Annotated in this window: 15 protein-coding genes and 1 pseudogene; 9 read left to right on the forward strand and 7 right to left on the reverse strand. The window is 69.9% G+C overall.

Features of this window, described 5'->3' with window-relative positions:
* Window positions 1-461: 461 nt before the first annotated feature.
* Window positions 462-677 (reverse strand): annotated as a pseudogene (locus AA75_RS53905) (hypothetical protein); the annotation flags it as partial.
* Window positions 678-960: 283 nt separating this feature from the next.
* Between AA75_RS53905 and AA75_RS02335 the strand changes: the two are divergent.
* The 5 genes from AA75_RS02335 to AA75_RS02355 all read left to right on the forward strand — a co-directional run bounded on the left by AA75_RS02335 (window position 961) and on the right by AA75_RS02355 (window position 7,991).
* Window positions 961-2,547: a hypothetical protein gene (locus tag AA75_RS02335; RefSeq protein ID WP_033817989.1), complete on the forward strand. Its 1,587-nt coding sequence runs from the start codon at window positions 961-963 to the stop codon at window positions 2,545-2,547.
* 207 nt (window positions 2,548-2,754) lie between these two features.
* The gene (locus AA75_RS02340; protein WP_199520244.1) at window positions 2,755-4,827 is read left to right on the forward strand and encodes a phosphocholine-specific phospholipase C; all 2,073 of its coding nucleotides are present in this window, start codon (window positions 2,755-2,757) and stop codon (window positions 4,825-4,827) included.
* Window positions 4,828-5,285: 458 nt separating this feature from the next.
* On the forward strand, window positions 5,286-6,488 hold the full coding sequence (locus AA75_RS02345; protein ID WP_033817991.1) for a beta-1,3-glucanase family protein: 1,203 nt from the start codon (window positions 5,286-5,288) through the stop codon (window positions 6,486-6,488).
* 184 nt (window positions 6,489-6,672) lie between these two features.
* Window positions 6,673-7,707 (forward strand): hypothetical protein, encoded by a 1,035-nt coding sequence (locus AA75_RS02350; RefSeq protein ID WP_033817992.1) that lies wholly within the window; start codon window positions 6,673-6,675, stop codon window positions 7,705-7,707.
* Window positions 7,708-7,751: 44 nt separating this feature from the next.
* On the forward strand, window positions 7,752-7,991 hold the full coding sequence (locus AA75_RS02355) for a hypothetical protein (RefSeq protein ID WP_033817993.1): 240 nt from the start codon (window positions 7,752-7,754) through the stop codon (window positions 7,989-7,991).
* A gap of 64 nt (window positions 7,992-8,055) precedes the next feature.
* Here the strand turns inward: AA75_RS02355 and AA75_RS02360 are convergent, their stop codons facing one another.
* The 5 genes from AA75_RS02360 to AA75_RS02380 all read right to left on the reverse strand — a co-directional run bounded on the left by AA75_RS02360 (window position 8,056) and on the right by AA75_RS02380 (window position 14,371).
* Window positions 8,056-8,793 (reverse strand): Pvc16 family protein, encoded by a 738-nt coding sequence (locus AA75_RS02360; RefSeq protein WP_033817994.1) that lies wholly within the window; start codon window positions 8,791-8,793, stop codon window positions 8,056-8,058.
* A 100-nt stretch (window positions 8,794-8,893) separates the two neighbouring features.
* Window positions 8,894-9,421 (reverse strand): hypothetical protein, encoded by a 528-nt coding sequence (locus AA75_RS02365; RefSeq protein WP_033817995.1) that lies wholly within the window; start codon window positions 9,419-9,421, stop codon window positions 8,894-8,896.
* A 131-nt stretch (window positions 9,422-9,552) separates the two neighbouring features.
* Window positions 9,553-10,212: a ferritin-like domain-containing protein gene (locus AA75_RS02370; RefSeq protein ID WP_051811634.1), complete on the reverse strand. Its 660-nt coding sequence runs from the start codon at window positions 10,210-10,212 to the stop codon at window positions 9,553-9,555.
* A complete protein-coding gene (locus tag AA75_RS02375; protein ID WP_051811637.1) occupies window positions 10,209-10,826 on the reverse strand; it encodes a ferritin-like domain-containing protein in 618 nt (205 codons plus the stop codon). Before AA75_RS02375 ends, AA75_RS02370 begins: the two co-directional genes overlap by 4 nt.
* Window positions 10,823-14,371, reverse strand: a complete 3,549-nt coding sequence (locus AA75_RS02380) for a putative Ig domain-containing protein (protein ID WP_051811639.1) — start codon at window positions 14,369-14,371, stop codon at window positions 10,823-10,825. Before AA75_RS02380 ends, AA75_RS02375 begins: the two co-directional genes overlap by 4 nt.
* Before the next feature lie 412 nt (window positions 14,372-14,783).
* Between AA75_RS02380 and AA75_RS02385 the strand changes: the two genes are divergently transcribed.
* From AA75_RS02385 to AA75_RS02400, 4 genes are all read left to right on the forward strand, one after another.
* Window positions 14,784-15,410: a response regulator transcription factor gene (locus AA75_RS02385; protein ID WP_033817996.1), complete on the forward strand. Its 627-nt coding sequence runs from the start codon at window positions 14,784-14,786 to the stop codon at window positions 15,408-15,410.
* Window positions 15,411-15,514: 104 nt separating this feature from the next.
* On the forward strand, window positions 15,515-17,734 hold the full coding sequence (locus tag AA75_RS02390) for a helix-turn-helix transcriptional regulator (protein ID WP_033817997.1): 2,220 nt from the start codon (window positions 15,515-15,517) through the stop codon (window positions 17,732-17,734).
* Between the two features lie 97 nt (window positions 17,735-17,831).
* The gene (locus AA75_RS02395) at window positions 17,832-18,374 is read left to right on the forward strand and encodes an MOSC domain-containing protein (RefSeq protein WP_199520245.1); all 543 of its coding nucleotides are present in this window, start codon (window positions 17,832-17,834) and stop codon (window positions 18,372-18,374) included.
* Window positions 18,375-19,132: 758 nt separating this feature from the next.
* Window positions 19,133-21,010: a helix-turn-helix transcriptional regulator gene (locus AA75_RS02400; RefSeq protein WP_149037893.1), complete on the forward strand. Its 1,878-nt coding sequence runs from the start codon at window positions 19,133-19,135 to the stop codon at window positions 21,008-21,010.
* On the opposite strand, the gene AA75_RS51385 is transcribed toward AA75_RS02400, so the two are convergent.
* Window positions 20,988-21,193, reverse strand: a 206-nt coding sequence (locus tag AA75_RS51385) for a hypothetical protein (RefSeq protein ID WP_206743429.1), incomplete at its 5' end; no start/stop codon positions are given. The genes AA75_RS02400 and AA75_RS51385 overlap by 23 nt on opposite strands.

Genomic DNA, 21,193 nt, shown 5'->3' on the forward strand with positions numbered 1-21,193 from the left:
CGGAACAGAGAGCGGACCAGCGGGGGAAAGAAAAGCTCGCTCTGGGGGATTGATTGCACCGACCTGCCGCGGAGTTCCGGACGGGCGGATTTCAACGGACGGGCAGGCAGCGGACGACGACGGCCCTCGAACGCTTTATGCGGATGCCCTTCCGGCGGCTCGCCCGCAGCGGCACTCCCGGTCCGTTCGACGTTAGTCGGCATTCACTCGGAGCGGCAAGAGCGCGGGCGGCAGTTTTACAGGACACGGACAGGAGAATGGTCCGATTCCATCCCAAGCCTTGAGAAACGGTGACTTATGGGGCTATACGAGCAGAGCGCGATCAAACTTTGCACCACCGAAGCCGATTTCGTGATGCCGGCCCGAAGGAGGTGGCCGGCCGTCCCTGATCAGGCCGGCGGTGGGGAGGCATCGACCGATGAGATGGGGCGGCACCGGCTCTGCTTCAGGCTGCATCTGCTTCAGGCTGCGCCGGACGGCTCGGGCGACCTGGTCGAGGCAGGCCACAGCGAGACTGCCGAGGGCGCGCTCGACCAGCCGCCGGACAGACGCCCTCCTGCGGTTGGGTCCGGCGTGTACGAGGACCAGCCGTGCCGCCCGAGCAGAACCCGCACGCCTCCCACGGTGCAGCAGACGTGGAACATCCGCTCGGTCGACGGCGTCAGCCGGGCCGGAGTCCACCGCTGCCCCCGGCCCCTCCCACTCCGGCCACGCGATCCGGGGCATCGACCGGCTTCGGGGACCGGGTGATCCCTTCGGTCCGCTCCCGCGCGGCCCTCTCCGCGTCGGCCGGACCGCCACCCCCATGCCTACGATCCGCACGGCGTACTGGAGTCGCCGTCACCACACACATCAGGCACGGATCCCTGCCCTCGAGTGTGACCTTACGGAAATTTCAACGCCGGCGGAGTTCAGATCAGCTGGAGGTATCACGACCGTCGCTGCCTCCAGGGAGGATCCATGGGGAAAACCGTCTACGTCGTCAGCCATGGCAGATTGTACAACCCCAGGGCATCCTTCGAAACACCGGTCACCCTGCATTTCAATAGCCTGAGCGGCGCCGTCGTATACCGTGGAAACGGGATCGCCGTTCTCAATGTAGGCGGATTCAAGGCGATCGGCGCAAGTGAGACGATAGGGCCCGGCGGAACGGTTAGCAACTACCACCTTTCAGCCTTCAACGACTGGGAACTGATCCAGCATCTGGCAGTCGAGGGAAACAGTCAGCTGGACGGGAAGCTATACGTCATCGGCGAGCTCCAGGGAAAAACCGTCAAAAACTCCAGAGGCGAGGAGATCGGCGTCGAGTCCATAGCGGAGTGCCATCTGGACGCCGCCGTCAGAACGATGATCGAAAAGGAGGGCGAGCTCGACTCCATACAACTCATCAGCTGCAGGATCGGACTTGGCGGTGGCGGCGGCGGAACGATTCCGCTGGGGAACGAGGAGAGCCTTCCCACCGACTCGTCGAAGAGACTCAGGTTCGGACGCGGCGGTGGTGATGAATTTAATTTCGATGACGAGGAAGACCAGCGCCGGCTGCCCACGTCGAGGAGGGAGTACCAGAAACGCCGGAGAATTTCCCGAACACCCGAGGGGATGCGGGGTCTGGAGAACCTCCCCCAGTCCATCCGCGCGTCATTCTACGAGTTCGGCGATGACGACGTCCATGAGCAGCGCCAGCACTGGGAGAACGTCCAGAGGGAATCAAACTGGACCACACCGGACCGTCGACACATTGTTCCAATGATTGTTTGGGACGCAGAGTTCATGACGCCGTCGACAATAAATGACGCCTGGCCCGAGAAGGACTGGCGCGACGCATTCTACCTGTTCCTCGAGGGATATTACGGCAGCCTGCCGTCGAGAACGCTGAAGCACTTCGACCTCAAGCCTCCCGGCGAACTCAAGGCGAACCTCAACCTCTGGCTGATGATCAGCCAGTGGCTTTCACCCGGCGAAAATCTCGTTGCCTTTGTCGACGGCTCGGGGAAGGAACTGAGCGCGGAGCAGGTCATGGACTCCGAAATCATCGCCTACGCCAAGGGGGATCGCGGTCCGCAACCGCGCACACCCGCTGGAAGCGTGGAGGGAATCGAATTCCTGAGCGGCAGGCTCATGAAAATCTCCCTCGCAGCCAACGCATCCGGGCAGGGCGAATTCTTCCAGATATACACTTCGATCGACGATGCGGACGCGAAATTCGTTGCCCAAAGAATCCATTCCTGGATGCAGGGCAGCTCAAACCGGGAAGTCAAGAACTGGGCGGACTCCAACCCCCCGGGAGATGCACTTCCCGAGTGGATCGGGACTTCCTTCTTCATGCTCCCGGACGAGCTCGAGACAGAATACTGGCAGATCGTAGATTCGGCCTCGGACGAGGCCGTCAGATATTCACGAGAGTTGCTCGAGGAATCAATGACGCAACTCCGCGACGCCCTCTGTGAAAATCTGCAGGCATGGTGGGAGGCATTCGCATCCGTGCGGGATGCACTGGCCCTGGAAGAGACGAAAGAGAAAGCCAGGCGCAATGCCACCGAACACTGACGTCGCCGCGGCCGGCCAGGAGGCCGTAACGCCGGCGTCGCGCGCCGGCAGGGTGGACTTGACGGATGCTCACGGGCTGACGCCCTGACCGGACGACCCCGCGAGGGCAAGAGTTTGACATGATGTCATGCATCCGTCAACCGTCGGACGCCGCACGGTTCCCACCTGCGGCCTGGATAGGCTGCCATGCACCCCTCAGACTCGAGCATGTCCCGTCGCCGCTTCCTCGCCTCCGGAGCCGCCACGGCCGGACTCACCGCCGCCGCGTCGCTGCTGCCGCCGTCCGTGCAGGCCGCGCTCGCCGCTCCCCCGCGCCCGGGCGGTCTGAGAGCGATCGAGCACGTGGTGATCCTCATGCAGGAGAACCGCTCGTTCGACCACTACTACGGCACACTGCGTGGCGTACGCGGCTTCGGTGACCGCAGTGCGATCGAACTTCCCGACGGGAGCAGCGTGTTCGCCCAGCCGACCGGCGACGGCGGACACGTGCTGCCCTTCTCCATCCGCGACGCGGCGGCCGACGGCGGCCGGGACATCCAGTGCGTCGGTACGCTCGACCACAGTTGGCCGGGCGGTCACCGGGCCTGGAACAACGGCCATTACGACCAGTGGGTTCCCGCGAAGACGGCGGCGACCATGTCCCACTACGGGCGCGATGACCTGCCGTTCCACTACGAACTCGCGGACACCTTCACCATCTGCGACGCGTACCACTGTTCGGCCATGACCTCGACCTCACCCAACCGCAACTACCTGGTCAGCGGCACCACCGGTTTCGAGGCCGACGGCCGGCGGGCCATCGGGAACGACGCCTACGACGAGGACCACCACCCCGGCTACGGTTGGCCCACGTACGCCGAACACCTCAGCAGGGCCGGCATCTCCTGGAAGGCCTACCAGGAGTGGAACAACTACACCGACAACAACCTCGAGTTCTTCACCCCGTTCAAGCGGATCGCGCGCGCCGTGCTGGACGCGGCGGGGTTGCCGTACCAGAGCCTGGGCAGCTTCTACCACGACGTGCGGCACGCCGAGCCTGCGGATGCCGACACGCTCCTCGCCAAGCTGGCGCGTGGCGTGACCGTCCTCGACGGGCCCGACCGTGAGCTGTACGACCGCGCCCTGTACCGCGGTCGTCCGCAGAGCCTGACGGGCGCGTTCGCAGCCGACATCGCCGCCGGAACCCTGCCGGCCGTCTCCTACCTGGTCACCTCTGCCGCCGAGTCGGAGCATCCTGACGACTCCTCGCCCGCGGCCGGTGCGGCGCTGACCTACCGGGTGCTGGACGCCCTTGCCACCAACCGCGACGTGTGGGACCGCACGGTGGTGTTCATCACCTACGACGAGAACGACGGCTACTTCGACCACGTCCCCCCGCCGGTGCCGCCCGGGGACACGACGGATGAGTACGTCGACGGGCAGCCGATCGGGCTGGGTGTGCGGGTGCCGATGATCGTGGTGTCCCCGTGGACGGTGGGTGGGTATGTCTGCTCCGAGACCTTCGACCACACCTCCATCGTGCGGTTCCTGGAGAAGTGGTCCGGAGTGCGCAGCACGGAGATCAGCGGATGGCGCCGTACCGTCGCGGGTGACCTCACCGGTGCTTTCGACTTCACCGCGCACGCCCGCGCTCCCCGGTTGGACACTCCGGGTCCGGTGCCGCCGTTCACCGACCGTTGGGCTCCTGTCCCGCCCGCGGACCAGCGGATGCCTCAGCAGGAGCCCGGTAGCCGCCCGGCCCGTGCGCTGCCCTACCAGTGCGACGCCCACGGGTGTGCCGACGGGAGCGGGCTGCGTCTCGCGCTTCGGAACGAAGGTACCCGGAGCTCGCATTTCACCGTCTACACCTACGGCGACCGCGCTTCCCAGCCGCGTCCGCTCGGCGTGATCGGCTCCCAGGCCGTGCGTCTGCCGTTGAACGGCGACGGTACCTACCGCGCCGTGGTGACCGGTCCGAACCGGTTCCGGCGTGACTTCGCGGGCACCGGCGCGGAGCGCGTCGACGTCCAGACCATGATCGACGTGAAAGGCCGGGCCGTCCTGCTCACGCTTCACAACCGTCACACGACGCAGGCGGAGTTCGTGCTCGCGTCGCAGGCCTACACGGACCGGCCGCCGCTGCGGGTCGTCGTTCCTCCGGGTGGCACGACGACCGCCCGCTGGCAGACCGCGGCTGCGCAAGGCTGGTACGACCTGACCGTCACCGCGAGCACGGACCCGGCGTTCCGCCGCCGCCTCGTCGGGCACCTCGAGAACGGCAAGGACAGCGTCTCGGGCTGACCGCGGACGGGCGTCACCCGGGTCGTGGTGGCCGGACCCCGGCCCGGGTGGCGTGATCGTTCGGTTCGACGGGATCGGCCCGGCGCCATCCGGCCTTGGCAGGTGAGGGCCGTCTCGGCCTGTGCGGGTCGGGGTCGTCGGGGCAGCGTCGGCAACGGCTGCCCGTACCGGGTCACCTCGCGCTCCGTCAGCCGTCACGCCGCCAGGTCCCGCTCACCGGCGGGCGGGCCCGCGCACCTTCCGGTATTCCCGGACCGGGCAGTCGACCATGTGAGGTATCCCTCATTCGAAATCGCCGTTGGATCGTCGTATCCGGCGCCGGGATCGCTGGAACGGCCGACAGCGACGGCAATTTTCGTGCGTGCAGGTACTGTTGGGCGCAGATCAAGCAGGTTCTCCCCGAGAAGGCCTGCAGGAGAGACAAGTTGGCGATGGCCAGCACATGAGGAGAGAACGAGATGCGCACTCTCACGAAGGCCGCGATACTCGCGGCCGCTGCGCTCGTGGTACCGCTCACGTCGACTCTCGCCGTCGACGCCTATGCCGACGTCCCCTCGCCGGCCGCGGGCTCCGGGTTCCCGCTCCATATCAACGGGGGGGACGGTGACTACATAACGATCGTCGGTCAGCAGACGCCGGGGCATTACTCCTTCATCGGTTCCGAGGGCAATGTACTCCCGGTCACACAGCAGCCCGAACAGGGCATGTCGTTCCCGCTGGGTGAGGTGCATGACGGAGTGATCCCCATGCCGTCCCACCTGGAAGGCGGCCGGATCTTCGTCTCCAAGAAGCCCTTGGTGATGCCGGCGGCCACGGTGGACGGGCAGCCCAGCGACGCCGGATACGTCCAGCCGGACCTCAACAACCCCGGCGATCCCAACCAGGGCAACCCGTACGACTTCTTCGAGTACACCTTCGACAACGGTCACGTCCCCTTCGGCGGCAACACCACGCAGGTCGACGGGTTCTCGATCCCGATGACCGCGGAGCTGAAGCAGGACTCGTCGGGCTTCGACCGGACGGTCGGGATCCAGGGCATGACCGCCGGCCAGGTCGTCGACAGGTACAGGCAGTACGCCGACGGCACTCCGTTCGTCTCGCTGGCCAACGCGGACGGCAGCCACATCACGGCTCCCCGGTCGGCGGCCGCCTTCCAGTCGGGTGGAGCGGGTGTGACGTACTTCGACTCCGCGATCAAGAAGGCGTGGGACCAGTGGCAGGGCGACGGCCGGTTCAAGCTGACCGACGGGAACAACGTGTACGTCGGCGGCACGGAGGGAGCGGGCACGCAGCTCACCTACAAGAAGGAGGTCAACGGCCGGCAGGTCGGCGGCGGTACCGTGGCCATGCCCACCACGACGGATGTGGCGGCCTGCTCGGGAGCGCTCGCGTCGGGCAGTGACACCGACAAGTTCGTCGGGGCCCACCTGTGCGCCGCCTTCAACCGCGGGATCGCGCAGAACGACCCCGACACCTGGGGCGACACCGGCACCTTCTACCGGAACGCCCCGTTCAACGAATACGCCGCCTTCTTCCACCAGATCAGCGGCGACCGTCTCGCGTACGCGTTCGCCTATGACGACGTGCACAACCAGAGCTCCGTGATGATCCTCCCCAACGCGGACGCACCCACCAGCCTGACCCTCACGATCGGCTCCTGAGCCTGGCGATTCCGCGGATCCGCTCCAGAGCGCCCGCCCAGGTCGGGGCGGGTTACGGAGTCTCGCAGGCGACGGCCCGGCGGTACGTGGAGAGACCGTCGACCGAGCAGTTCGACGACCTTCAGGACGCCGCCGTCGCGGAAGCCGAGGGCTTTGCCGACGCTCGGACCGTCCCGCTCTGTCGGTGCCCGGGCTCAGCCGTGCCAAGGCCGCCGCGCTGATCCACGCCGAGACGATCGCCCGGGGTGAGCTGCGTCGGGCGGACCTGCTCCGGTTGGGCTGTCGAGGGGCTGCGGAGTACCGGCTTGCAGGTCAACGCCTTCAGCGGATCGGTGCCGCTCGCAGGCGCGCGCTCGCCGCTGCGGTCGCCGACGACCGTGTCCGCCTGGGCTCCACGCCGCCTCGGCCTGCGGGCCCGCGGGACAGGCGCCCGCTGGCGGCCCGGGTGTGGCGCGCCCTGGACCGGGAGCAGTACCGGATGATCGTGGACTCGGTGCTTGCGGAGCGTGGCATCGATCCTGTCCGTTTCCGGATGCCTGGTCAGGAGGTTTGGCGGTGGTGGAACGGCGTGGCCCCGGCGGGTCCCGGTCCGATGGACGCCGTTCCTGCTGCCGCTGGTCCTCCGAAGGCGGTCGCGGAGTTGCTCGCTCTTCCCGATGAGGAGTTCGTCGTGGCTCTTCTCCGGGACGCGTGGGAGGCCGAGAATCGGTTCCTCGCCCATGACGCGGTCGTCGAGCGTTGGGCGTCGACGGCCGCGACGGCCCGGGCGTGGGGGCGGTATGCCGTCGCACTGGCCGATCGGAGGGCCCTCGCCGCACCTTTTCTCAGCCGTTCTGCCGCCCTTGAGCTGCTCGGCGCGGTCTACAGGGATCTGGCCGTCCTCAATCTGCGTGCCCACGAGGCGCAGCAGGCTCGGAATTTCTTTGTGCGCCGGGTCTTCGCGGATCACTGTGCCCGCCGGTTGGCGCTCGTGCCCGACCTGCCGGGTCTGCTGGAGGGGGATTACGCCACCCGTCATGCTCTGCTCGCCGATCTCCCGGGCGATCTACCGTGGGCGGTTGCGGATGCGGCGATCGGTTGCGAGGACTCGGCGGCCTGTGGTTGGGGGTGGGCGGCTGCGGATGGCGCGTCGGCCTGGGGGTCGTCGTACGCGTCCGGCATTGCGGAGGCCGAGCTGATCGGGCTCTGTGAGGCGGCTCTTCGGCTGCTGGAACGGTAACCCGGGCCGGACGGTGCTGGTGCTGTGTGACAACACCCAGGCCGTTGGTGCCGTCGCAGCCGCTCTTGCCGCCGGTGCTGTGGGGCCTGCTCGGTCGGGTGATCTCACACGGCGACCGTCTCGAAGTGCGGTGGCTGAAGGGGCACATCGGTCATGATCTCAATGAGACCGCCGATCGTCTCGCGTCGCTGGGTCTGCGCTCGGCGACCCGGTTCGTTCCCCCTGCCGAGGTCCGGCGGGTTCTCGGTGAGATCGGGCGGATGAGTCTTTCGGGGGTCGCGTAGGGGGCCGGGCGCCGGGGTTCTGCTCCGGGTGGGTTCCGGCCTTCCCGGTATGGCGGGGACAGGGTCAGTGTCTCGGTGTGTCCGTGCGGGGTGGGATCTCCGTGATCCCTCCGCGTCGTCTGCGGCGGGTAATCTCCTCCGTTGCGGGTGGCTGCGGCCTCGACGGGGTGGGGGTGGAGGGCAGAGCCGACCCGTGTGCCTGGTCCTGGGGGCCGAGTCGGCCCGCGCCGAGCACGATCTCGCGGGGCGCGGGTGCGAGGTCGGTCTCCAGCTGCGGCACGATGGGGACCGTCAGTTCCAGCACGAGGTGGGCGCGTGGTGTGATCCCGAGGCCGGACCACAGGCCGTGGACAGACCGGCCCCGGTCGTCGCCGCAGCGTACCGAGGTGGGGAGCCCGGAATCGGCGAGGGATCCGGTCAGGCAGTCTTCCGTGATCGAGTCGGTGGCCGAGCAGGCTTCGATGAGCCGGCCGATCAGGGTGTGCTCTTCCAGGGTGTGCCGGGAGGGGTTCTGCGGGGCAGGGGTTGATCGGGGCCATGCGGTGGCCAGGTAGGAGACGCGGTAGTGGCGTGGGGCGGGTTGCCTGCCCACCAGCCGTCCGCCGTTCTCGCGTACCTCGGACCACCCGGAGCGGAGTGTCTCCTGCCCGCCTCTGCGGATGTCGCAGAGGAACAGGCTGACGAACGCCGTGTCACGTCCGTTCTGCCAGTCGGCCTGCGGTGTGTCGAATCTGACGGCGGTGCCCGGTGGGAGTGCGTTCCCGAGCCAGTTCGCCAGTGAGAGGTCCACGTCCTGCAGCATGCCCTGCTCCGCTTGTCGGTGGAACGAACGTATGGTCTCGCGAGGAGCTGCCCGTGGCCGAGCCGGTGACCGGCGCATCCGCCGGACCGCTGACCCGGTGTCACCGTGTCGGCGTGTCCGCGGGTTCCGCCGGGGCCGGTGCGGTGGGGCGCCCGCCGGTTCTCGTCCCTGCGGGCGGTGGGATCGTCCAGGGTCCGTCGGCCGTGTGCGAGCCGGTCCAGGTCCGGCTTCGCCACGATCCCGTTGCCGGGTCGTACCACTCGTAGATTCCGTTCCTGCGGTCGTGGCGGTGGTCGGGGAGGTGGTCGTCGTCGCCGGCGGGGATGGTGGTCCGGTGTGCGATGAGCCGGGTGAGCCAGTTGATGAATGCGCCCGGGTCTGCGCCGGGTGCGGTCAAGGTGGCGAACTCGGATTCGAGTCCGCTGTCGTGCTCGGAGAGCCAGTGGGAGAGCTCGGCCCGGTAGGTGTCGGCCCGCTCCGGGTGGTCGGGCCAGCGCCGATCGCCCGCGAAGGCCAGCACGGCCAGCTGCTCCACCAGGTGGGGGATTTCGGTGTACTGGAATCTGACGGTGCTGCGTGCGGTGAACCACTCGATGAGCCGTTCGACACCGGCGGTCTCCAAGGCCATGTGCGAACTCTCCTCGTCCCTGGCTGGCTGGATACGGATGGGTCGGGCTGCCGTCCGGTCCGGCACCGGTGTGCGGCCGGCCCGGTGCGGAGCTTCACGTTCCCGGTGGCCTCGGCTGTGGTCGTCCTGCGTCAGGCACCGGTGCCTGCTCCTTCGACGCCCGGTTCGAGGAAGCTCAGCACCGTGGAGCGCCCGCCGAGCAGGTAGCCGAGCGCAGCCGCGTGCATCGCCTCGACGGGTGCGATGGTCGCGGCTGCGAGTACGGCCGGCCCGTTCGCCTGCAGGCTGCCGGCCGCGGTGGTGTGGGTCTGTGCGGCGCGTTTCTCCAGGGCCTGGAGGAGGGGCACGACCTCGTCCACACTGCCGGCTGCTCCGAGGGCCAGCAGCTCTCCTCGGCCGGTCGGGGAGAGTGAGGTGACCGCTGGGCGTTTGGCGTCGCGCAGGATCGCGTTCCAGGTCTGCGCGTGCTGGGTGTGGTGCTCGACGGCCGCTTGTGCGAATGCGGACAGTGCGGGGACCGCGGGGCCGAGTTTCCCGGAGCTCAGGGCGGATTGCAGGGCCTGGTAGGCGCTGACGGCCTGGTTCTCCAGGGTTGCGGCGAGGGCCACGGTCCGCAGGTCGCCGGTGTACGGCAGCGGTGACGGTGCGCGGCGGCTGCTGCACGCCGTCAGTGCGAGGCCGATGCCCGCCCCTGCGGCGCCCAGGACGAAGACCCGCCGGGACGGCTCGGGGAGTGTCCAGTTCGCTGCGCCGGGGCCGGGGCCGGGTCGGGCCGTTCGGGATGTCCTCATCGCACCACCCCTTCGTTGATCGCGGAGGCGTCGGTGGTCGGGTAGTCGGCATGGGGAATGCCCGCGGTTCCGAGTGCGGGTGGCAGCAGGTGGGCGGCGGTGCGGGGTGCGCCGGGCTCGGCCTGGCCGTCATCGAGCAGGCTGCGGATGATGAGGAGCTCGGATCCGTGCTGTGCCTCGACGGAGGCGACGTTCACGAAGAGCGATCGTAGGCCGCCGGTCTCGGTGAGGGTGGCGAAGCGGGTGCAGGTCTGCGCGTTGATGCCTTCGAGCTCCGTGAGGAGGGCGACGAGGTGGGTCGGGTCGGTGATCTGGCCGAGCATGCGCCCGACGCTCGCGGCGTACCGCATGTCGGCGGTGTGCTGCGGGGCGGCGCCGGCCTGGGTGACGGCCTGGTTGAAAGCCGTCGCGTGTGCCGCGTGATGGGCCTTGTTACGGGCTATCAGCTCCCGCAGGTGGGCGTTGCCGTCACCGGCCAGGAAGGGCAGTGCCTCGGCCGAGGTGTAGGACGTGACGGCGAGGTTCTCCAGTGCGGCGGCGGTCTGCAGGACCTGGACGTCGAGCGGGGCCTGTGACGGGATCGGTTGCGGCGCCGCGGTGGGTGATTCGGTCATCGGGTGTCTCCCGCGGTCGCGCTGGGGCTCGGGGTGGGTCCGGGATCGGTCTGGACCGACACCGTGGACCGGGCGATGATCTTGTTCTGGCTGTTCGCCGGGTCGGTGGACGTCACGGTGACCGTGACCGTCGCCGTCTTCCCGTCGAGGTGATCGAGTGTCCCGGTGATGACTCCGGTGGCGGGGTTGATCACATCGCAGTCGTCATGGTCGACGGTGTCGCACGGCAGGCCCGTGGCGGAGTATTCGAACGTCGCACCGGGGTATCCACCGCTCGGGACCGCGGCCACCGCCTTGAAGCTCAGTGCTTCGCCCGCCGTCTGCTTGGCGCTGGTGTTGAACTTCACCACCAACGGCACCACCGTGGCCGTCAGGCGCAGCGTGGTGGTGACGGACTCGCCGAGGGCGTCCTTGACCGTGACCTTTCCCTGGTAGGTGTCCGGGGCGCAGGTGATCTGGACGGTTTTCTGGGTTCCGGTCGGCGGTTGGTCGGCGCGCGCGGCGGGAGGTTGGCTGCACGGCCCGTCGGGGATGCCGGAAAGTTCGCCGATCGCAGGGGCGAAGGTGAGTCCGTTGAGAGTGTTGGCGGGTGGTGTCGTCGTCGCGGTGAACTCGTAGGTGTAGGGGGCTTTGCCTCCGACGGGTTTGATCGCGGTTCGGAACGGTTTGCCGATCTCGCCGGTCCAGTCGTCCGCGGGCTGGACGGTCAGCGGGTTGATGACCGTGATGGTCAGTACGGTGTTGGCGGTGACGCTGTAGTCGGTGGTGTCGCTGACGGTGAGGGTGAACTGGCGTGGTCCGAGGGTGCTGGAGGGGAGGTTGGGGACGGTGCCGCTGATACGTCCGGTGGAGGCGTCGAGCTGGAAGCCCGGGGGGAGCGCGCCCTGGGTCACGGACCAGAGGTAACGGCCCGATCCGCCGTTCACACCGGTAGGTTCCACTCCCGGGTAGGGGAATCCCAGGGCCGCGTCGGGGAGCACCGGCATGGAGAAGGACAGCGGTTGGGTGACGGTCAGCGGGATGGTGAGGGTCGCGTTCTGCAGCGGGGGGCCGGAGTCGGTGACGGAGATGTCGAGTTTCACGGCGCCGGTCTGCACGGGGGTTCCGCTGAGGACCCCGGTGGAGGAGTTGAGGCTGAGGCCGTTGGGCAGGTTGGCGGAGGTGACGGACCAGGTGTAGGGCGCTCTGCCACCGGTGGCGGTGAGGGTCTGTGAGTACTGCTGGCCGGTCAGCGCGTTGGGCAGGGCGGTCGTGGTGATCCGCAGTGATCCGGCGACGGTGATCGTGAGGGATTCGGTGGCGGTCAGCGGGGGTGTGCTGGTGTCGGTGGCCCGGACGCCGAACGGGAAGCTGCCGGTCGCGGTGGGGGTTCCGGTGATGGTTCCGTTGGGTGCCAGGGTCAGGCCCGGCGGGAGGGTACCGGTTGGTGTCCACACGTAGTTCGGGGATCCGCCCGCGGCGGTGAGTTGCGCGGAGTAGCCGAGCCCGATGGCCGCCGCCGGGAGGCTGGAGGTGGTGGTCGCGAAGCCGGTCACCACTTTGGTGGTGAAGGCCTGGGAGGTGGTGCGGGCCGGCGCTCCGGCGTCGGTCACCAGGACGGTGAAGGTCGACGAGCCGTTCATCTGCGGGGTTCCGCTGACGGTACCGGTGGCGGCGCCGAGGGTCAGTCCTTCCGGCAGTTTGCCGGCGGAGACGGACCAGGTGTACGGGCCGGTTCCGCCGGACGCGCCGAGGGTCTGCGAGTACTGGGCGGTGGCGACGCCGTCGGGGATGGCGAGGGTGCTCATCAGCAGGGGCTTGGCGACGGTCAGGGACAGGTGCTGGGTGGCGGACTGGTTGGGTGAGGCCGAGTCCGTGACCTCGACGGTCAGGTCGGAGCTGCCGGCCTGGGTGGGTGCGCCGCTGATGGCCCCGGTGGTGGCGTCGAGACTCAGTCCGCTCGGCAGGGTTCCCTGTCCCGGTGCGAGTGCCCACTTGTAGGGTGCGGTGCCGCCGACCGCGGCGAGCGTCTGGGTGTACGCGGTGCCCGTGGTGGCGGACGGCAGTGACGAGCTGTCCACGGCGAGGGTGCTGAGGACGGTCAGTTTGACCGCTCTGGTGGCGGACTGGGAGGGGGGTCCGGCGTCGGCCAGGTGCACGGTGAGGGAGGCGGTTCCGGCTGCGGTCGGGGTTCCGCTGATCACGCCTGTGCCCGGGGCCAGGGACAGGCCCGGTGGGAGTGCTCCGGTGCTGATGGTCCAGGTGTACGGGGCGGTGCCGCCGGCGCCCGCGAGGGTGTGGGTGTAGGGCTTGCCGAGTGCGGCCTGCGGCAGGTCGGTCGTGGAGACGGACACCGGGCCGACGACGGTGACCATCACCGAGCCGGACAGGACGGGCGGGCCGGAGGGGTCCGCCGCGGGACTCTGGGCGGCGCCGTCGGAGGCTTTCGGTGGCGCGGGGGCGTTGGTGGCCGCCGGGGACGCGGTGGCGGTGGCGCTGGTGGCCGTGATGGTCGCCGAACCCGGGCTGAGCGCGGTCACCTGGCCGCTCTGGGACACCGTGGCGACACGGGGGGCCGAGGAGGTCCACACCAGTTTGGGCAACGGCCCGGACCCGGAGGTGAAGGTCCCGGTCACCGTGGCGAGGTCGCTCGCCCCGGTGACGAGGGTCGGTGAGGCGAGTTTGAGGGCCAGCGCGGTCGGCGGTGCCGGTTTGGGGCTCTCCTTCTGCTTGTCGCCCGCGCCGGCCGCGGCGGACTGCGCCGAGTCCGCTGCGTCCTGCGCGTGCGCCGCCGCGGACGCGGCGGTAGCGGCGGAGTGCACGACCGGGCGCAGCACGTTGATCCACAGCGCGAACAGCAGGCCGGCGGCCACGATCGAGATCGCCAGCGCGGGGAGCAGCCATTCGGGGAGGGTCTGTTTCTCCAGCATCACTCCCTCGGTCTTCGTGGTCTGTCCCTGTTCGGGTACCGCGTGGACCTCGAACGGGAGGGTGCGGTTCGGTCCTCTGAGGAAGGTCTTGCGGGGTACCGTCTTGACTCTGACGAACGTGGCGGTGCCGGGGCGCGCCACGAAGACGGCGGGCCTGGTGCGGAAGCCGAGCTTGACGTCCGGGTCGAGCGTCTCGATCCGCAGTCGCTCAGGCCGGTTTCCGCGGTTCTCCACGACCAGCTTGAACCGGGCCGCCCGGCGTCCGGTCGAGCTCTTGGGCACGAGCTGCGCCCCGAGTTCGCCGAACTCCCCGACATGGACCGTGCCTTCCTCGATGCACGAGCCGTCGGGGTCCTCCTTGGACATCGCGCGGAGACCGAAGCGTAGTTCGCCCGGGGTCAGGGAGGCGGCTCGCGGTGGCCGGAAGGTGACCCGGATGCGTTCGAAGGCTCCGGGCAGGAGATTGGCGCGGGCCGGTTCGACGCTCGCCCACTGCGCAGCCTCGCCGAGCACGTCGAGCAGGATCTGGTCCACCACCATGCCGGTGTTCTCGACGCGCAGGACGCAGGCGGTCTCTTCACCGGGTACGACCTCGACCGCGTCGCTGCCGTCTTCGAAGGTGACCGAAACACCCATCTGCTCTTCTCCTTCCGCGGCCCCCGAAGGCGTGCTGCCGGCCGGTCGGGCCGGCGGGGCCGTCCGGGGGACGACGCGGCCGGCGCATGACAGGGCGTTCGAGGCGTCCCGTGGTGGATCAGCCTGGCAGCACGCCGGAGCCGGGGGCCTGCGTCAAACGGCAGACAACTGCGCAGCCGTGGGGCCTGCGGTGCCGCGCGATGAGGGCGCGGCGCCTTCTCCATCCCGCCGAGGCGGGTGCGCGATTAGGTACCGGCTAGGGATGTCCCTAGTCGACACGGGCGATCATGACATGGACATTTGTGGGGGCTGGAGGCTCACCCCGGAGCGGACGGAATCCCGGCGGTGGTGCGAGCCCGGCCACCGCTGCCCGCGTACGAGCGCCGGGCCACCGTCGGACCTGGAGGTTTCCGTGGAAGGCCGTGTACAGGTGGCGATCTACGCCGATGACCCGCTCACCCGCACGGGGTTGGCGACCGAGTTGCGCCGACGCCCGGACATCGAACTCGTCGAACCCACGGCCGGCGGCTCGGCCCGGGTGGTGGTGCTGGCGCTCGACGCGCTGACGGCGTCGTCCCTCGAACTGATCAGGATGATGCGCTCACGGGAGGGTACGCAGGTCGTCCTCGTCATCTCCTCCCTGTCCGACGACGAGTTGCTGGCCGTCGTGGAGTCGGGCGCGTGCTCGGTGCTGTGGCGGTGGGAGGCCACCACCACGTGGCTGTCGCGGGCGGTGGTCAGAGCGGCCACCGGCGAGGCGGCCCTGCCTTCCGATCTGCTGACCCGGCTGCTCAAGCGGGTGGGCAGGATCCAGCACGACGTGCTGCGCCCCCAGGGGTTGTCGCTGGGCGGGCTCTCCGACCGTGAGCGGCGGGTGCTGCGGCTGGCGGCGGACGGCTTCGACACCGACGAGATCGCAGGTGAACTCGCCTACTCCAAGCGGACCGTGACCAGTGTGGTGCACGACATCACGGTCCGGTACCAGCTGCGTAACCGAACGCATGCGGTTGCTTACGCCATCCGCGAAGGTCTGATCTGATGACGCGTCACGATCAGATCCAGCCAACTCGTTCGGCTCCAGCCTCGTCGTCGGCGCTGTGCACCACCAGCCTCGGCGGCCACCCGTGCAGAGCAGGAGGCCCCTTGTCGACCGCCATCGGTGTCTGGTCCTTTCCACCCGCCCGCCGCCTCCGGCCGGAGCCCGGGTCGGAGGCGGTCCCGTCGTCGGGTCCGCGCGAGACCACGCCCGTCGACGCGGAAGCGGACCGGTCCGGGACCGCGTACGAGCCGTGGCCGGACACCGCGTTCACGCGATCACTGCGGGCGCTGTCCCAGCCGAGCCGACGGCTGCTGGCGGCGATGGCCGTGGTGGACCAGGAGACCCCGCTGCCCGTCCTCGCGGTCATCGCCGACCTGGCCGATCCCAGCGCGGCGCTCGACGACCTCGTGGAGGCCGGATTCGTCACCTGGTTCCCGCTGGGGCTCACCGAACCGGTCGCCATCGCCTCGGCCGCGCTCCGCGACGCCGTGTACCAGGACCTGCCTCTGTCGCTGCGCCGCACCCTGCATCTCGCCGCGTCCGAGCAGATCAGCGGCGTCGGGGGGTTACGGCACGCGCTGCTCGGCACCCGTCGGCGCGACCCCGCGCTCGCCGCCCGGCTGGAAGAAGAGGCGGTGCGCTACCACGACGCCGGGGACAGCGAACAGGCCGGGACACTGCTCCTGTGGTCCGCCGACGTGTCGGCCGACCACACGGAACGCGAACGCCGGCTCCGCCAGGTGGCGCGGTGGGGCGAGCGGACGCCCACCGCGGTATGGGCCGCGCCCCTCGGACAGCGCCTCACCCTCATCGGACCGAGCGTGGAACGCAACCTGTTCCTCGGCCGTCTGGCCACCCGCGAGGCCCGTTACGCGACCGCACGCGCCCTGCTGGACCAGGCGGCCGCTCTCGCCGGCGACCTGCCCGCACCGGCCCGCGCGGACGTCGACCTGGCGACCGCGGCCCTGCACTCGGACACCGCAGCCGTGCAGGCCGAGGAGCAGGTCGCGCTGTCGCTCCTGGCACACGGCGGACTCCGGGACGAACACCGGCAGTGGGCACTGTACTTCGCGGCCGACGCACACGGCAGGATCCACCACTCGCCCGTCGCCGCTCTGCACCGGCTGGAGGCTCTCGCACCGGGGTTCCGTTCCTCACCCGGCGACCGGACCGACCGGGGCCTGCTGCTCTGGGCGCGCGGTACCTGGCTCACCCAGAGCGCACGGCCCGCCGAGGCGCTGGGTGACCTGCACGGTGCGCTGCGCTCCCACGACGGCGCGGCCGAGCGCGTCCTCGCCCTGACCTATGCCCACCTCGGCTACGCCTACTTCCAACTCGGCGACTGGTCGGCTGCACTGCGCGAGGCGCATGAGGCGATCCGGGCGGCCGATGCGCGCAACGACCGGCGTGACGCCGTCCCGGCGACCGCGCTGGCCGCGTGCATCACCGCGCTCCGCGGCGACTGGGACATGGCGGCCGCCCACACGGACACCGTCACCGCGGACCACCGCGCCCTGGGACCGGCCCACTTCGGGGTGTTCCCGGCACTGGCCGCCGCGACACTGGCCCGGGCGCGCCAGGAACCCAGCCGCATGCTCACGGCGCTCACCCCGGTGGCCGCACAGCCGGACCTGTTCTCCCTGCACCAGTTGTGGTGGCGGCCACTGCACGTCGAGGCCCTCGTCAGGACCGGCAGACTGCGCGAGGCACGTCCGGCACTCGCCGGCCTGCGCACCGCCGCCGAGCCCGGCGCCCGCCTGACGGCGACCCTGGCCCGGCTCGAGGGCCGGCTCACCGCGGCCGAGGGCGACCCGGCGACCGCGACCGACCACCTGGCCCTGGGAATCGAGCGCGCGGCCGGCGAGGACTCCCCTCTCGCCCTGGCCGAACTCGACGAGGAGTACGGCAGGCAGCTGTTGTTGCAAGGCGCCCGGCGCCGGCGGTCCGCGATCAGGTCCCTGGTGTCCGCGCACGAGCGTTACCGCGAACTCGGCGCGCGGCCGTTCGCCGAACGGTGTGTCAGACAGCTCCGGGAGGTCGGTGTGGAGATACCTCAGCCGGCGACGGGTGACAGGACCGCGAACCTGCCGACGGCCGACCGCACCCCCACCGCCCTCACCGAGCAGCAGTACCACATCGCCCGGCTCGCCTCGGACGGCATGACGAACCAGCAGATCGCGCACGGCCTCTTCGTCAGCCCCAAAACGGTCGAGTACCACCTGGGAAACATCTTCGCCATGCTCGGCATCACCTCCCGCCGCCAACTGCCCGCCAGTCTCCGCATGCTGACGGCGGTACGCCGGGAGGCATACGGGCCGGCCTGAGGTCGTACCCCGCGGCTGTCCGGCCGGGTGTTGTGCTCCGAGGGCCGCGGGCTAGGCTCCTGACGAGATCATCGCCACCGAGCAGGAGGTCCGCGGGATGGGCGGGACTGTGACAGCGGTCAGCAGCAACAGCGAGTACTCGTTCACCAAGCCCAACCGGGCCGGCATCATGCTGCTTGCCGGGCTCGGTGTGGAGGGGGACGTACACGCCGGCGTCACGGTCAGACACCGCTCACGTGTCGCGCAGGACCCCACCCAGCCGAACCTGCGTCAGGTCCACCTCATCCACGAGGAGCTCTTCGCCGAAGTCGGGGAAGAGGGATTCTCCGTATCGCCCGGCGAACTCGGCGAGAACATCACCACCAGCGGAATCGACTTGCTCGGCCTGCCCGTCGGCACACTGCTGCACCTCGGCGACGAGGCGATCGTGGCGGTCACCGGCCTGCGCAATCCCTGCCTGCAGATCGACGTCTTCAAGGACGGCCTGCTGAAGAGGCTCGTCGGCCGCGACGAGGCCGGGACCATCGTACGTAAGGCCGGCATCATGGGCGTCGTCCGAGAAGGCGGCGTGGTGCGTCCCGGCGACACCATCACGGTGGAGCTCCCGGACCAGCCGCATCGGCCCCTCGACCGGGTCTGACCCTCCTTTCCTCCTTTGCGAGCGAGCCGGCCGGGTCCGGCCTCGATCGCGGGTCGGCCCGTAGGCGGCCGGAGCCCGGAGGTCACGGCCATCGGCCGCACCACCTCCCCCGCTCCACCGGTTGCTCCCGGTTTCGATCACCGTCGAAGGCGATCGTCCTCGCCGTACACGGCACCGCACAATCAGTCGTGCCGGTTTGAGCAGCGCTCGAAAGGCCCGGAAGGCCGGCATCCGCACCACCACCACCCGGAGGATCCGGCACGCAGCGACGACGGCAACGGCAAAGACTATTTCAAAGCATTGTCATGGGCGCGACACTTCAGCCATCCTCACCGCTGTGAGCACACCCGCTCCCCCGCCCGCCACCCGCACCGCCTCCGGACCTCGCACAGCACCGTCATCGAACCGCCCCCTCGTGACCGGGGAGAGCCGACCGCCCGGGTCACCCGGCGGTGCCGTCGCAAGCGAAGGGAGAACCCGTGCACCCGGCAGACCGAGGAGACCAGGCGATCCGGCCGTGGGCCGGGGCCGGGACACCGCCCGGGGACGGACCGAGGTGGCGCCGGACGGTCCCCACCGAGGACGACATCCCGCTCCGGAAAGCGATGCGATCGCCGACCCGGAACCGGCCCGTGACCGAAGTGACCCGCACCGCCCCGGCACCGGCACGGCCCCCGGGTCCAGGGCTCACATGGATCCACGTCACCGGGGGTGCCCAGGCCTGCCGCACCTCGCCCGACCGGGAAAACGACCACGACGTGGCACCCGCGGCACCCGAACTGCGCCCCACGGGACTACGGGCCCTCCACCGTGCCGCCCAGGCCCACGACGCAGACCACGCACTCGCCCACCGCGCACTGGCAGCAGACCGCCCCGATCCGGCCCTGGCCGCAGCGCTGGAGGACGCCGCCCTGAACGGCCAAGGGCCCCTCGGCGCCCGTTCCGTCGCAACCCGCCAACTCCTGGTGTGGGCAGCCGACCTCAGCACCACCCGCGCGCAACGGGAACGCCGACTGCTGCTGGCCGCACTTCACGAGGTGTACGAGGGAGTGCCCGGGAACGGAACCCTGTGGACGCGGATCGAGACGCTGCCGCCGTCACCTCTGCGATGCTGCGCACTGGCCGGCCGCGCGCTCCTCCAGGGCCGGCTCCGTACGGCGGGGATCCGACTGCAGGCCGCCCGCGACGCCCTGGCCGCCACAACCGCGCCCCCGGCACCGGGCGACGGCGACGGCGACCAACCACATGCGCATCCCCGAGGGGAGGACCCGTACTTCGCGCTCGCGGCGATCGAGACCCTGGCGGCCGCCCTGGCGTGCCGCACGGCACGGGGCACAGCAGCCGTCGACGCCGCGGGCAAGGCGCTCAACGCCGCGAGCCGGGACACGGTCCAGACCCGCACCGCACGGCGTCTGATGCTGATCGGCCACTCCTACACCGCCGGCCCTCGTGAAGTCCTGGCCGCCCTGGGCGAGCAGGACTTCGCCGTGACAGCGCCGGCGACCGTGCCGGTGCGGCCACCGGAGCACCTGGAACCGGAACTGCTGCTCCTACGCGGAGAGAGCCGACTACTGGTGGGCGAATTCGCGGCCGGCACGAGCGATCTGGAATGCCTCGTCCAACGTCACACCGGACACCGGGGGCACCCGGTACGGCTGCGCGCGCTGGAACGACTGGCGCTGGCACACTTCCTGGACGGGAACTGGCAGGGCGCCGATGACGCCGTCGAGCGCATCGACGCGGCCGGAGGCGGCACGGCCGGACAGGCATTGCGCACGATGCTGCTCGCCGCGCGCGGATCGGCCACCACGTCACCACCGAGCGGAACGCCGGTACCGGCACACCGCAGGGCGTTCGAAGCCGACGACCCCGAGCGCCTCGTCATCGCCGTGTCCGCGGACGCCATCGGCCTGCTCGCGCGCCGCCGCTACGCGGACGTGCTCAGGGCGACCACGCCACTGACCGACGACTCCCACGATCTGCACGACGCACCGCAGAAGTTCGCACCGCTGTGGCTACCCGCCCGTGCGGAGGCGATGGTCGAGACAGCGGCAGCGGCAGCGGGGGCGAGGGCGGGGGCGACAGCCGAGGTGGAGGCGGAGGCGAGTCTGGACGAGCTGCGCCGGTGCGGCGGTCGCAGCCCCCACCTGATGGCCACCTTCCACCGACTCGCAGGCCGGGCGGCCGAGTATCGGCAGGAGCCGGCACTGGCGGAACGCGAGTACCGGGCGGGCCTGTGGACCGTCACAACGGGTATCCGGGTCCCGCGCCTGGAGGTGGCTCAGATCGAGCACGCGTACGGCCGGTTCCTGTGCTCTCTCGGGCGGTCGGCGGAGGGACGCGGACGGCTGCAGCGGGCCCAGGACATCTTCGTATCACTCGGTGCGTTCGCGTTCGCCCGCCGTGGCGAGCACGACATCAGCGCCGCTGCCCCCGTGGCTTCGCGGCCCCCGTTCGTCGATCTGACCGAGCGCGAAGCGGAGGTGGCCCGGCTGGTCTCAGCGGGGTTGACCAACCGCCGGGTCGCCGAGGAGCTGTTGATCAGCGCGAAGGCGGTGGAGTACCACCTCGGGAAGATCTACCCGAAACTGGGGGTGCGCACGCGGGGCGAGCTCACGAACAGATGGCCCGGTTGACACCACCGAGACCGGCGACGGTCGGACCACCAGCGGACAGCGACAACACCATCTCACCCTCCGGAGCGGACTCCGGCACGCGCTTGGTGAGCTGCTGCAGCAGTCCGCCCTCGACTGACCGTAAAGGCCCGCTGTACAAGGCCGTCAGTTGCGGAATTTGCGGTAGAGGGCGGTTCCGGTGAT

Source organism: Kitasatospora sp. MBT63, assembly GCF_000710465.2.
Classification (GTDB): domain Bacteria; phylum Actinomycetota; class Actinomycetes; order Streptomycetales; family Streptomycetaceae; genus Kitasatospora.